12 protein-coding genes are annotated in these 13,713 nt (G+C 68.2%); 6 read left to right on the forward strand and 6 right to left on the reverse strand.

Annotated features, from left to right (window positions below):
* From ACH4LD_RS31650 to ACH4LD_RS31665, 4 genes are all read right to left on the reverse strand, one after another.
* The coding region (locus ACH4LD_RS31650; protein ID WP_398057740.1) for an ATP-binding cassette domain-containing protein at positions 1-365 on the reverse strand (365 nt) is incomplete at its 3' end.
* Between the two features lie 8 nt (positions 366-373).
* The gene (locus tag ACH4LD_RS31655) at positions 374-1,357 is read right to left on the reverse strand and encodes an ABC transporter permease (protein WP_398057739.1); all 984 of its coding nucleotides are present in this window, start codon (positions 1,355-1,357) and stop codon (positions 374-376) included.
* A complete protein-coding gene (locus ACH4LD_RS31660) occupies positions 1,350-2,273 on the reverse strand; it encodes an ABC transporter permease (RefSeq protein WP_398057738.1) in 924 nt (307 codons plus the stop codon). The genes ACH4LD_RS31655 and ACH4LD_RS31660 overlap by 8 nt, the downstream gene beginning before the upstream one ends.
* Before the next feature lie 6 nt (positions 2,274-2,279).
* On the reverse strand, positions 2,280-3,908 hold the full coding sequence (locus ACH4LD_RS31665; protein ID WP_398057737.1) for an ABC transporter substrate-binding protein: 1,629 nt from the start codon (positions 3,906-3,908) through the stop codon (positions 2,280-2,282).
* Positions 3,909-4,419: 511 nt separating this feature from the next.
* Between ACH4LD_RS31665 and ACH4LD_RS31670 the strand changes: the two genes are divergently transcribed.
* The 6 genes from ACH4LD_RS31670 (at position 4,420) to ACH4LD_RS31695 (ending at position 11,513) form a co-directional block, all read left to right on the forward strand.
* Positions 4,420-5,409 (forward strand): ABC transporter permease, encoded by a 990-nt coding sequence (locus ACH4LD_RS31670; RefSeq protein ID WP_398057736.1) that lies wholly within the window; start codon positions 4,420-4,422, stop codon positions 5,407-5,409.
* Positions 5,410-5,489: 80 nt separating this feature from the next.
* Positions 5,490-7,253, forward strand: coding sequence for an ABC transporter substrate-binding protein (locus tag ACH4LD_RS31675; RefSeq protein ID WP_398057735.1), 1,764 nt, complete (start codon positions 5,490-5,492; stop codon positions 7,251-7,253).
* 118 nt (positions 7,254-7,371) lie between these two features.
* Entirely contained in the window at positions 7,372-8,352 is a 981-nt protein-coding gene (locus tag ACH4LD_RS31680) for an ABC transporter permease (RefSeq protein ID WP_398057734.1), read from the forward strand.
* Positions 8,353-8,404: 52 nt separating this feature from the next.
* Positions 8,405-9,439: an ABC transporter ATP-binding protein gene (locus tag ACH4LD_RS31685; RefSeq protein WP_398057733.1), complete on the forward strand. Its 1,035-nt coding sequence runs from the start codon at positions 8,405-8,407 to the stop codon at positions 9,437-9,439.
* A gap of 23 nt (positions 9,440-9,462) precedes the next feature.
* Positions 9,463-10,506: an ABC transporter ATP-binding protein gene (locus tag ACH4LD_RS31690; protein ID WP_398057732.1), complete on the forward strand. Its 1,044-nt coding sequence runs from the start codon at positions 9,463-9,465 to the stop codon at positions 10,504-10,506.
* Positions 10,507-10,760: 254 nt separating this feature from the next.
* The gene (locus ACH4LD_RS31695) at positions 10,761-11,513 is read left to right on the forward strand and encodes a class I SAM-dependent methyltransferase (protein WP_398057731.1); all 753 of its coding nucleotides are present in this window, start codon (positions 10,761-10,763) and stop codon (positions 11,511-11,513) included.
* Here ACH4LD_RS31695 and ACH4LD_RS31700 read toward each other — a convergent pair.
* Together ACH4LD_RS31700 and ACH4LD_RS31705 are read right to left on the reverse strand one after the other, a co-directional pair.
* Positions 11,510-12,625, reverse strand: a complete 1,116-nt coding sequence (locus tag ACH4LD_RS31700) for an ABC transporter ATP-binding protein (RefSeq protein WP_398057730.1) — start codon at positions 12,623-12,625, stop codon at positions 11,510-11,512. The genes ACH4LD_RS31695 and ACH4LD_RS31700 overlap by 4 nt on opposite strands.
* 13 nt (positions 12,626-12,638) lie before the next feature.
* A complete protein-coding gene (locus tag ACH4LD_RS31705) occupies positions 12,639-13,700 on the reverse strand; it encodes an ABC transporter ATP-binding protein (RefSeq protein ID WP_132790652.1) in 1,062 nt (353 codons plus the stop codon).
* Between the last annotated feature and the right edge of the window lie 13 nt (positions 13,701-13,713).

Below are 13,713 nucleotides of genomic sequence, written 5' to 3' on the forward strand. Positions count from 1 at the left end.
ATGCCCCGGTGGACGGTGAACATCTCCCCCAGCTGGTCCCCCACCGTCATCACCGGGTTGAGGGCGGACAACGCGTCCTGGAAGATCATCGCCATTCCGGTGCCCCGGATCCTCCTCCGCTCCTCGTCCTTCAGCGTCAGCAGATCCCGTCCCCGGAAAAGGATCTGCCCCCGGGTGATCCGCCCGGGCGGCATGTCGAGGATGCCCATCACGGCCTGCGCGGTGACGGACTTCCCCGACCCCGACTCCCCCAGCACCGCCAGCGTCTCCCCCGCGTCGACGGCGTAGTTGACTCCGTTGACGGCGTGGGCGATGCCGTCGCGGGTGTGGAACTCCACGTGCAGGTCGCGTACGTCGAGCAGCACGGCGGACGTCACCTCAGCTTCGGGTCGAGGGCGTCGCGGACGGCGTCGCCGAGCATGATGAACGCCAGCACCGTGACCGCCAGGGCGCCCGAGGGCCACAGCAGGGCGTGGGGGGCGTTGCGGATGTAGGGGGAGGCGGCGGAGATGTCGATGCCCCAGGAGACGCTGGGGGGTTTGAGGCCGACGCCGAGGTAGGACAGGGTCGCCTCCAGGGCGATGTAGGTGCCCAGGGCGATGGTGGACACCACGATCACCGGGGCTACGGCGTTCGGGGCGATGTGGCGCAGCAGGATGCGGGAGTCGGAGGCGCCCAGGGCGCGGGCGGCCTGGACGTAGTCGTTCTGTTTGGCGGTGATGACCGAGCCGCGGGCGATGCGGGAGATCTGCGGCCAGCCGAGCAGCACCATGAACCCGATGACCGGCCAGACCGTATTGGAGGTCACGACGGAGAGGAGGACGAGTCCGCCCAGGACGACCGGGATGGCGAAGAAGATGTCCGTGATCCGGGACAGGACGGAGTCCCACAGGCCCCCGAAGTAGCCGGCCAGCCCGCCCAGCACCGACCCGAACAACGACACCCCCAGCGTGGCCAGCACCCCCACCGTGACCGACGTACGGGCCCCGTACACCGTGCGCGTGTAGACGTCGCAGCCCTGGCCGTCGTAACCGAAGGGATGCCCCGGAGCCGAGCCGTCCTGCGCCTTGGCCAGATCGCACTTCAGCGGGTTGCCCGAAGCGATCGCCGACGGCCAGACCGAGATGAACACCAGGAAGAGGATGACCAGCGCGGAGACGACGAAGACCGGGTTACGGCGCAGGTCCCGCCAGGCGTCCGACCACAAGGACCGCGGTCTGCCCGCCGGCCCCGTGCCCTCCGGTCCGCCCGGTGTCCGCTCCAGCGTGGTCGCCTCGCTCGCCGCGAGGTCCATCGCACCGCCCATCCCGGTACCCGCGATGGCCCGCTCGGGTTCGTACGGCGACTGCTCAGGCATAGCGGATCCTCGGGTCGAGCACGGCGTACAGGAGATCGACCAGGAGGTTGGCGACCAGGAAGACCAGCACGAGCACGGTCACGAAGCCGACGACCGTCTGGGTGTTCTGGCGCAGGATGCCCTGGTAGAGCTGGTAACCGACGCCGTGGATGTTGAAGATCCGCTCGGTGACGATCGCCCCGCCCATCAGCGCCCCGATGTCCGTCCCGATGAACGTGACCACGGGGATGAGCGAGTTGCGCAGCAGGTGCCGCACGATGACCCGGCGCCGGGGCAGGCCCTTGGCGATCGCCGTACGGACGTAGTCCGCGCGCCTGTTCTCCGCGATGGAGGTCCGCGTCAGCCGCGTGACGTAGGCCAGGGAGACCGAGGCCAGGACCAGGCCCGGCACGATCAGCTCGCCGAAGGCCGCGTCCGGGGAGACGGACGGCCTGATCCAGGCCCACTTCACGCCGAGCAGCAGTTGGAGCAGCAGACCGGTGACGAAGGTGGGGACCGAGATCACCACCAGGGTGAGCAGCAGCACGGCGGTGTCGATGGGCCGGCCGCGCCTGAGACCGGTCAGCACGCCCAGCGTGACGCCGATGACGATCTCGAACAGGATCGCCACGATCGTCAGCCGGATGGTGACGGGGAAGGCCGTTGCCATCAGCTCGGTGACCTTCTGCCCGTTGAACGCCGTGCCGAAGTCGCCGCTGAACAGGTGCCCCATGTAGGTGAGGTACTGCTGCCAGACCGGCTTGTCCAAGCCGAACTCCCGCTTCAGCTGCGCCGCCGTCGCCGGGTCGCACGCCCGCTCCCCGCACAGACCCGCGACGGGATCACCCATCACATTGACCATGAGGAAGATCAGCAGCGTCGACCCGACGAACACGGGCACCATCTGGAGCAGTCGCCGGACGACATAGCGCCCCATGACGGCTCAGCTGACCTTGATCTCGTTGTAGACGGGCACGCTGAACGGGTTGAGCGCCACGTCGGACAGCCGCTCGGAGTAGCCCGCGCTGCCGTTCTGGTACCAGAGGGGGATGGCGGCCATGTTGTCCCGGACGACTCCCTCGGCCTGCTGGAACAGCTTCACGGCCTTGGTCTGGTCGCTCTCGGCGTTGGCCCGGTCGACCAGCTCGTCGAACTGCTTGTCCGACCACTTGCCGTCGTTGGAGGAGGCGTTCGTGTAGTACAGCGGCTGGAGGAAGTTCTGGATGAGCGGGTAGTCCATCTGCCAGCCCGCGCGGAACGGCCCGGTCATCTTGTGCTGCCCGATGCGGTTGCGGAAGTCGGCGAAGGTGCCGACCGGGTTGCCGACGCACGCCTTGTCGTTGCCGAGGGCGTTGTTGATGGAGTTGCACACGGCATCCACCCACTCCTTGTGCGAGCCCGTGTCCGCGTTGTACGTGATCTTCACCTGCCCGCCGGGGATCCCGCCGCCCTCCTTGATCAGCTTCCTGGCGTCGTCCGGGTGGTACTCGCAGGCCCTGCCGCACAGGCCCGCCTTGAAGCCGCCGGCCACGCCGAGGACGGGCGAGGTCCAGTCGGTGGCCGGGGTGCGGGTGCTGTGGAAGATCGTCTCGGTGATCTGCTTGCGGTTGATCGCCATGGACAGGCCGGTGCGGACCTTCTCCGAGCCCGGCTTGTCCCATGCCTTGTCGTAGTAGGGGAAGGCGAAGGTCTGGAGGATGCCGGCCGGGGTGTTGATGTAGCGGTCGCCGAGGTCGGTCTTGACGTTCTTCAACTGGGCGGCGGGCACGTCGTCCACGAGGTCGAGGTTGCCGGACATCAGATCGGTGTAGGCGGTGTTGCTGTCGGTGTAGACCTTCAGGTCGACCCCGCCGTTGCGTGCCTTGTCCGGGCCCGGGTAGCCGTCCCACTTCCGCAGGGACATCTGAGAGCCCTTCACGTAGGAAGCGACCGTGTACGGGCCGTTGCCGACCGGCTTCTTCAGCCAGGCCGCGTGGTCCGTGAAGAAGGCGCGGGGCAGCGGGGCGAAGGCCGCGTAGCCGAGGGTGTCCGGGAAGGTCGAGAACTTCTGGTTGAGCTTGACGGTGAAGGTGTGGTCGTCCACCACCTTCAGCCCGGACAGAGTGTCGGCGGTCTGCCTGCCGCCGCTGGGGTGGACCTTGTCGTAGCCGTCGATGTAGCCGAAGAAGAGGGCGTTCTTCTGGTTGTTCCTCAGGCTCGCGCCGTAGTTCCAGGCGTCCACGAAGGAGCGGGCGGTCACCTTCTCCCCGTTGGAGAAGGTCCAGCCGGGCTTGATCCTGATGGTGAAGTTGCGCGAATCGTCGGTGTCGATGGACCGGGCGAGCATGTCGGTGGCCTTGCCGGTCCTCGGGTCGTACTTCTTCAGGCCCCGGAAGATCATGTCGAGGACCTTGCCGCCCTGCACCTCGTTGGTGTTGGCCGGCTCCAGCGGGTTCTGCGGGTCGCCCCAGGAGGAGCTGAGCACCGCGCCGGCGGTGCCGCCGCCGCTTGAGCCGCCCCCTCCGCAGCCGGTGGCGGCGAGAGCCAGCGCCACCGCGCACACGGCCCCTCGGGCATGCGTGACTCCCCGCATGGCGTGCCTCCTCCGCGACGTTGCTCCACTACCGGCCAATATCGTCATATAAGGCACGTATCGCATGTCCGCTGCCCGATTGAGCGGCCTTTGGGGGGAGACGTCATCCGAATGCAGGCACCACCCCCTCCATCGCCTTGATGATCTTGGGCGGCGAGCGCAATAGATCTTCACGTAACGATGCCGAAACGTTGGATTGAGACGGGCCGATGTACGCATGTCGACACTCCACCGTCCGCATATCGAACTCCTTGCCCGTTTGGTCCAATTGGTCCGATGTGAAGCACGGATTGATTACGGCGCGCTACCCGCGTAGCTACGGAATGATCAAGGGCGAGTAAAGAAGGTAAAGAGACAACCAAGGCGGCCGAGAATTTATTGACCTTGAATGAATTGCGTTGAAAAAGTCCGGCGTAGCCCGTAGGGGAGCGCCCTGCGGAGTCATCAGACCCTCCCTTGGGCCAGGAGCACCATGACCCCCCCAACTCCATCCGCGGCTGCCCCGCTAGAGGTGACCGACGAGACCGTCGAGAAGTCGATCGCTTCGGACGGCTCGAAGGGCAGCGAGAGCAGGTCCCCCGGGCAGCTCGCCTGGCGTCGCTTCAAGCGGGACCGCGTGGGCGTCGCCTCGGCGATCATCGTGATCCTCTTCTTCGTGATCGGCCTCGCGGCGCCCCTCATAGCCAAGCTGTACGGCAAGGACCCGTACACGACGTACGGGATCAACACGCCCGGACTGCTGGGCGACAACGGCCTCCCGGCGAAGGCGAACGGCGGCATCGACAGCGAGTTCTGGTTCGGCATCGACCCGCAGCTCGGCCGTGACGTCTTCACCTTCCTGCTGTACGCGATCCGCAACTCGCTGCTGCTCGCGACGGCGATCACGATCCTCATCATGATCGTCGGCGTGGTGATCGGCATCACCGCCGGCTACATCGGCGGCAAGACGGACTGGCTCCTGGGCCGGGTCATCGACATCCTGCTCGCCTTCCCGCAGCAGCTGTTCTTCGTGGCGTTCACGCCGGTGGTCCTCAGCCTCTTCGTGGCCAGCAACGAGGACACGCCCACCTCGATCGTCGTGATCTCCCTGATCACCCTCCTGGTCCTCTTCGGCTGGGCCTCCATCGCCCGGCTGCTGCGCGGTCAGGTGCTGGCCCTGCGCGAGCGGGAGTTCGTCGAGGCCGCGAAGGTCACGGGCGCGTCGCCGGCCCGCATCATCTTCAAGGAACTGCTGCCCAATCTGTGGACGCCCATCCTGATCCAGGGCACGCTTCTGCTGCCCGCGATGGTCACCACGGAGGCGGGCCTCGCCTACCTCGGCGTCGGCATGCAGGACCCGACCCCCGACTGGGGTGTCATGATCGGGTACGCCGCCGGCTTCTACCAGGACGACTTCACCTTCCTGCTCTTCCCCGGCATCTCGATGGTGCTGTTCGTACTGGCTTTCAACCTCCTCGGTGACTCGGTGCGCGACGCGCTCGACCCGAAGACCAAGCGCTGACTCCGGCCCTCCTTCAGGACCACGGCAAGGACGCCGGGGTGCCGGGCTTCTCTCATCAACCCACTTCAAGGCAGGATGCGATGTCCTTCTCGCGCAGAAACTTCCTGATAGCCACCGGTGTTGCCGCCGCCTCCAGCACCGTGCTGAGCGCGTGCAGCAGCGGCAACTCCAGCAGCACCGGCACCGGCAAGCAGGAAGCGGCCAAGGCCCACACCACCACCGTCAAGATCGGCACGGCGGCGGACTCGCAGGGCCCGGCTCCGGAGGTCCCCGGTGCCAGGAAGGGCGGCAAGGTCTACCTGCTGAACGACGACGACTTCTCGCACCTCGACCCGCAGCGCGTGTACTACGCGTGGAACTCGCTGGCCGTGATCGTCCTCGCCCGCACCCTGACCGGTTACAAGGTCGGCGACGACGGCTCCATGACCCTGGTCGGCGACCTCGCCACCGACACGGGCACCATGAAGGACGGCGGCAAGACCTGGTCCTTCACCCTGAAGGACGGCGTGAAGTGGGAGGACGGCTCCGACGTCACCGTCGACGACGTCCGCCACGGCTTCGAGCGCGCCTTCGCCAACTTCATCACCGAGGGCGCCGTGTACGCCCAGACCTGGCTGTCGGGCACGCAGGAGTACCGCAAGTCCTACCCGGGTCCCTTCAAGGGCAACAAGCACCTCAAGTCGATCACGACGAGCGGGAAGACCATCACCTTCCACCTCTCCGAGGCGCGTCCGGACTTCAACTACGTCGTCGCGATGCACTCGTACGCGCCGAACCCGGTGAAGCACGACACCAAGCAGGACTACGACAAGAAGCCGTTCTCCAACGGCCCGTACAAGATCAAGTCGCACCAGACCGACAAGTCGATGGTCCTGGTCCGCAACGAGCACTGGGACCCGAAGACGGACCCGATCCGCAACGCCTACCCGGACGAGTTCGACTTCACCTTCGGCATCGAGGCGGAGACCGCCGCCGACCGTCTGATCGCCGACTCGGGCAACGACCAGTACGCCGTGTCCTGGCGGACCGTCCCGCAGTCGAAGGTCCAGCAGGCCACCGCCAAGGCCAAGGACCGCCTCTTCGAGGACCTGAGCAGCGGCACCAGCGTCTACTGGATCAACCAGACCCGCGTCACCGACATCAAGGTCCGCGAGGCCATCATCAAGGCCTGGCCGACCGCCGGCATCCGCTCCATCCAGGGCGGCGCGCACCGCGGTGACTACGCCACCGGCATCATGAGCCCGCTCGTCGCCGGCTACAAGTCGCAGGACGTCTGGGGCAAGCTGAAGAACCCGGCCGGCGACCCGGCCGCCGCCAAGGCGGTCCTGAAGAAGGCCGGCAAGCTCGGCACCAAGGTCGTCTACGCCTACCAGCAGGACCCGATCAACGCCAAGGTCAAGGTCGTCGTCGAGAACGCCCTCAAGGCGGCCGGCTTCGACGTCGTCACCAAGGGCATCGACTCCACCACCTGGTACGACCAGATCGGCAAGCTCGACAACGAGTACGACATCTACTGGGGTGGCTGGTCCGCCGACTGGCCGACCGGTTACTCGGTCTTCCAGCCGCTGTTCGACAGCCACAACGTGGTGGACCAGGGCACCAACTACTGCCACCTGAAGAACCCGGACGTCGACGCGGCCATCAAGGCGGCCACGGCGGAGACGGACCAGGACAAGGCCAACGCGATGTGGGCCGCCCTGGACAAGCAGGTCACGGAGCTGGGCGCCTTCATCCCGGACGTCTACATGAAGCGCCTGTACCTCCACGGCTCGAAGCTCGGCAACGTCAAGATGGACCCGAACTTCGACGGCTGCATGCTCTACAAGATGTACGTCAAGGCCTGATCCACACCTGAGAGGTGGGGCGGCTCCGCGCCGCCCCGCCCTCGGCTCGTCCCCGGGCCTCCGGTCACCCCGTCCCGGCCCGTTCCGCACGACGGCCCTCCCAGGAAAGCCAACCCCCATGCTTCGCTTCCTCGTCCGCCGGCTCCTCGGCGCCGTGGTCACGCTGCTGATCATCAGCGCGGTCACGTACATGCTCTTCTACGCGGTGCCGCGCGACCCGTCCCGGATCGCCTGCGGCAAGGTCTGCACCCCGGAGACGCTCGACGTGATCCGGCACAACATGGGGATCTCGGACCCGCTGCCGGTCCAGTACTGGCACTGGCTTGAGGCCATCTTCGTGGGCCGCGACTACCCGGGCTTCGGCCACTGCGACGCCCCGTGCCTGGGCTACTCGTTCATCAACCGTGAGCCGGTCCTCGCGACGGTGTGGGACCGCTTCCCGACCACGGCCTCCCTCGCCATCGGCTCCGCGGTCGTCTTCCTGATCTTCGGTATCGGCACCGGCATGCTCGCCGCGGTCAAGCAGGGCAAGCCGCTGGACAAGATCGCCAGCTCCGCCTCGCTGGTCGCCTCCTCGATGCAGATCTACTTCGTCGGCCCGGTCGCCCTGTACCTGCTCGTCTACCAGTCGCACCTGCTCAAGCAGCCCTCCTACACCCCGTTCAGCGAGAACCCGGGCGCCTGGTTCACCGGTCTGCTCGTGCCCTGGCTGGTGCTGGCGCTGATCTGGACCGCCAACTACACCCGTATGACCCGCTCGCAGCTGGTCGAGACGCTCACCGAGGACTACGTCCGCACCGCCCGCGCCAAGGGCATGTCCCGGCGCAACGTCTTCTTCCGCTTCGCCTGGCGCGGCGCCATGGGCCCGATCGTCACCATCTTCGGCATCGACATGGGCGTGCTGCTCGGTGGCGCGATGATCACCGAGAAGACCTTCAGCCTCCAGGGCATCGGCCTGCTCGCCGTGAAGTCGGTGACCAGCAACGACCTGCCGATGCTGCTCGGCGTCATGATCATCACGGCCTCCTTCGTGGTGATCGCCAACATCGTCGTGGACGCCTGCTACGCCCTGATCGACCCGCGGATCCGGCTCGCCTGACCCCGCCCCCCTCCGCCAGCTACCCCGCATCACCCCCCTCTGGAGCGTCCCCGTGACGAGCACCGATTCGCAGCCCTTCCTGTCCGTCAAGGACCTGAAGGTGCACTTCTCGACCGAGGACGGCGTCGTCAAGGCCGTCGACGGCCTCTCCTTCGACCTCGTACGCGGCAAGACGCTGGGCATCGTGGGTGAGTCGGGGTCCGGCAAGTCGGTCACCAACCTGGCCATCCTGGGCCTGCACAACCCGGACAGCACCAAGATCGACGGCTCCATCGAGCTGGACGGCCAGGAGCTGAACGGTGCCCCGGAGAAGACGCTGGAGCACCTCCGCGGCAACAAGATGGCGATGATCTTCCAGGACGCCCTGGCCTCGCTGTCGCCGTACCACACCATCGGCACCCAGATCGGCGAGGTGTACCGCAAGCACACCGGCGCCTCCAAGGCCGCGTCGCGGGCGCGGGCCATCGAGATGCTGAGGCGCGTCGGCATCCCGCAGCCCGACCGGCGGGTGGACAGCTACCCGCACGAGTTCTCCGGCGGTATGCGCCAGCGCGCGATGATCGCGATGGCGCTGGTGTGCGACCCGGAGCTGCTGATCGCCGACGAGCCGACGACCGCGCTGGACGTGACCGTGCAGGCCCAGATCATGGACCTGCTCAAGGACCTCCAGCGGGAGTTCGGCACCGCGATCATCTTCATCACGCACGACCTCGGCGTGATCGCGGACATCGCCGACGACGTGCTGGTGATGTACGGCGGCCGGTGCGTGGAGCGCGGCTCGAAGACGGAGGTGCTGCGCACCCCGCAGCACCCGTACACCTACGGTCTGCTCGGCTCGATGCCGAGCCTGGACGGCCCGGTCGACGTACCGTTGAACCCGATCCCGGGCTCGCCGCCGTCGCTGCTGAACCCGCCGTCCGGCTGCCGCTTCCACCCGCGCTGTGCCTTCGCGGACAAGGTCGCGGACGGCAGGTGCGCGAAGGAGCAGCCGCTGCTGGAGATCGTGGACGGTCGCGGCAGCGCCTGCCATCTGACGGACGAGCAGCGCCGCGAGTACCTCGCCGACACGGCCGCCAAGGCCCACTGACGTACAAGAGACGGAATTCACCAATGAGCGACACCACTCCCCTCCTGGACGTCTCCGGGCTGACCAAGCACTTCCCGATCAAGGGCGGCTTCCCGATCCGCCGCACGGTCGGCGCGGTGCAGGCCGTCGACGGGCTCGACTTCCAGGTCGCCGAGGGCGAGAGCCTGGGCCTGGTCGGCGAGTCCGGCTGCGGCAAGTCGACCACCGGCCGGCTCATCACCCGCCTGCTGGAGCCCACGGCCGGCCGGATCAGCTACCGCGGTCAGGACATCACGCACGCCAGCCGCAAGCAGCTCGCGCCGATCCGGTCCGAGATCCAGATGATCTTCCAGGACCCGTACGCCTCGCTGAACCCACGGCACACGGTCGGCAAGATCATCTCCGGCCCGATGGAGATCAACGGCATCAACCCGCCGGGTGGCCACGAGAAGCGGGTCCGGGAACTCCTGGAGATCGTCGGCCTCAACCCCGAGCACTACAACCGCTTCCCGCACGAGTTCTCCGGCGGCCAGCGCCAGCGCATCGGCGTCGCCCGCGCCCTCGCCCTGGAGCCGAAGCTGATCGTCGCCGACGAGCCGGTCTCCGCGCTCGACGTCTCGATCCAGGCCCAGGTCGTCAACCTGCTCCAGAAGGTGCAGCGGGAACTGGGCATCGCGTTCGTCTTCATCGCCCACGACCTCGCCATCGTGCGGCACTTCTCGCAGCGCGTCGCGGTCATGTACCTCGGCAAGATCGTCGAGATCGGCGACCGCGAGGACCTGTACGACAACCCGCGCCACCCCTACACCCGGGCCCTGCTCTCCGCCGTCCCCGAGGCCACGGTGGACGAGGAGCCGCGTGAGCGCATCCGCCTGACCGGCGACGTGCCGTCGCCGATCAACCCGCCCTCCGGCTGCCGCTTCCGCACCCGGTGCTGGAAGGCGACCGAGAAGTGCGCCACGGAGGCACCGCCGCTGGTGCGGGCGGAGGGCAACAAGCCGGGCCACCTGACGGCGTGCCACTACCCGGAGACTGAGGCCGCGATCCCGGCACAGCGCCTCTCCAAGGACCCCGAGGCGGCGGCCTGACACACCCCTTTCCGTCAGCCGCCCCCTTGCGGATCGGACTTTCACGGCCCATTGACCCGAGCCCTTGATCGTCCGCTCCAGGGGACGAGGGCCCGCGCCTCCCCAGGCACGGGCCCTCTTCTGCGTTCCGGGCACGCCCGCTGTCCGCGGGTCCGCCTTCCGAGTGTGCCCGCGTGACGACCGCGTCGGTATGAGGACTTCGAGAAGTGCCCGGTTCTGACCCGCCGTTCAACACCATGTGTCAGACTGCCGCGGTGGTGGATCACGTCTTTGCCGATCTCACGCTCGCCGCGCTGTACGACAGCCTCAATCCCTGGGGACCGGGTGACGACTTCTACCTCGGTCTGCTGCGGGACGCCGGCTCCGTGCTGGACATCGGGTGCGGCACCGGCCGGTTGCTGCGGCGGGCCCGGGCCGAGGGGCACCGGGGGCGGCTGACGGGCCTCGATCCGGCCGCCGCCATGCTCGTCCAGGCGCGGCGGGCCCGGCCGGACGTCGAGTGGGTGCTCGGCGATGTGCGGGTGCGGCGGTGGCAGGAGGAGTTCGACCTCGTCGTCATGACCGGGCACGCCTTCCAGGAGCTGGTGACGGACGAGGAGATCCGGGTCTGCCTGCGCGCCGCCCGCGCGGCCCTGCGGGACGGTGGGCGGCTGGTGTTCGAGACCCGCAATCCGGGTGCCCGGGCCTGGGAGCGGTGGACCCCGGACCGGGTGCACGAGCTCACCGCCGCCGACGGCACGCCGGTGCGGGTCTGGCACGAGGTGCGGGACGCGGACCCGGACCGGGGCCGGGTCCGCTTCACCGAGACCTACGCCGGCCCCCACTGGCCCGCCCCCCGGGTCAACCACAGCGTCCTGCGCTTCCTGGACGACGGGACGCTGGAGGCCTTCCTCGCGGAGGCGGGCCTGACGGTCACCGAACAGTACGGCGACTGGAACCGGGGCCCGCTGACGGACACGTCCCCGGAGATCATCACGGTGGCCCGCCGGGCCCCGGTCGCGTCCTAGCCCTCCTCCTCCAGCGCCGCCAGTGCCGGGTCCAGGACGATGTCCTCCTCGCGGGCCTCGATGGTCGGTTCCTCCGGGAAGTGGCAGGCCGTCAGGTGGCCGTCGCGGTTGCCGGAGAGCTGGAGCAGCGGCGGCTCCTCGGCCGCGCACTTGTCCTGCGCCTTCCAGCAGCGGGTGCGGAAGCGGCAGCCGGAGGGCGGGGAGATGGGGGACGGCACGTCGCCGGCGAGGCGGATGCGCTCGCGCTGCTGCGCCTCCCCTTCCGTCAGGGTCACCTCGGGGACGGCGGAGAGCAGGGCGTGGGTGTAGGGGTGGCGCGGGCGGGTGTAGATGGAGTCCCGGTCGCCCACCTCGATGATCTTGCCGAGGTACATCACCGCGACGCGCTGGGAGAAGTGGCGTACGACGGCGAGGTCGTGGGCGATGAACACGAACGCGATGCCCAGTTCCCGCTGCACCTGCTGGAGCAGGTTGACGACCTGGGCCTGGATCGAGACGTCGAGCGCGGAGACCGGCTCGTCGGCGACGATCAGCTTCGGCTCCAGGGCGAGGGCGCGGGCGACGCCGATGCGCTGGCGCTGGCCGCCGGAGAACTCGTGCGGGAAGCGGTTGTAGTGCTCGGGGTTGAGGCCGACGATCTCCAGGAGTTCCCGGACCCGCTTCTCCCGGCCGCCCTCCGGATCGATGCCGTTGATCTCCATCGGACCGGCAATGATCTTGCCGACCGTCTGCCGCGGGTTCAGCGACGAGTACGGGTCCTGGAAGATCATCTGGATCTCGGACCGGATCGGCGCGAGCTGCTTGCGGTTCGCGTGGCTGATGTCCCGGCCGCGGTAGGTGATCGTGCCGCTGGTCGGCTCCAGCAAGCGGGTGATGAGCCGGCCGGTGGTCGACTTGCCGCAGCCCGACTCGCCGACCAGGCCGAAGCTCTCGCCCTCGGCGACCTGGAAGTCCAGGCCGTCGACGGCCTGCACCGCGCCGACCGTGCGGCGGATCGGGAAGCCGCCCTTGACCGGGAAGTGCTTGACCAGCCCCGAGACCTTCAGCAGCGGCTCCGGCACCGCGTCGTCACCGGCCTCGCGGGTGGTGGGGAGGACGAGGTCCTCTTTCATGACGGTTGTCCTCCTAGCCCAGACGGGGCCTGATCTCTTCGATGAAGATGGTGCGCTTCCGCTCCGTGCTCAGATGGCACGCCGAGGAACGGTCCGGTCCCAGCAGCGGGCGCTCGGTGACGCACCGGTCGCCCTCGACCCGGTCCCGGAAGGTGCACCGGGGGTGGAAGCGGCAGCCGGTCGGCGGGTTGAGCAGGCTCGGCGGGGTGCCGGGGATCGGCGAGAGCGGGGTGCCGAGGTCGGAGTCCAGCCGGGGCATGGAGTTCAGCAGGCCCCAGGTGTACGGGTGCAGCGGCGCCCTGAGCACCTCGTCGACGGTGCCGCGCTCCACCGCGCGCCCGGCGTACATGACCATGATGTCGTCGGCCATGTCGGCGATGACCCCGAGGTCGTGGGTGATGAAGACGATCGCCGTGCCGAACTCCCGCTGGAGGTCCTTGAGCAGGTCCAGGATCTGGGCCTGCACGGTCACGTCCAGCGCCGTGGTCGGCTCGTCGGCGATCAGCAGGTCCGGGTCGCAGACCAGTGCCATGGCGATCATCGCGCGCTGGCGCATACCGCCGGAGAACTGGTGCGGGTAGTCCCGCGCGCGCTCCTTGGGGTTGGGGATGCCGACCTTGGCGAGCATCTCCACGGCCCGCTCCCAGGCGGCCCGCTTCGAGGCGCCCGTGTGCTTCATGTACGGCTCGGCGATCTGCCGGCCGATGGTGTAGAAGGGCGACAGCGCGGTGAGCGGGTCCTGGAAGATCATCGCCATCCGGTTGCCGCGGAGCTTCTCCATCTCCTTCTCGGTGGCGGTGATCAGTTCCTTGCCGTCGAGGAGGATCTCCCCGTCGATCGTCGTGAACATCGGGTCGTGCAGCCCGAGGATCGTCAGGTTGGTGACCGACTTGCCCGAGCCCGACTCGCCCACGATGCCGAGGGTCTTCCCGCGGTGCAGGTCGAAGGAGAGGCCGTCGACGGCCTTGACCGGGCCGTCCTCGGTGGAGAACGTCACCTGGAGATCGCGCACCGAGAGGAATCCGTCCGGCCCGGTCGGGGCCGGTGCCCCCTCGGCCTTGGTCACTGTGGTCACGATGGCTGGTTCT

Origin of the sequence: Streptomyces sp. NPDC017676 (assembly GCF_044329325.1) — a bacterium.
Taxonomy (GTDB): domain Bacteria; phylum Actinomycetota; class Actinomycetes; order Streptomycetales; family Streptomycetaceae; genus Streptomyces.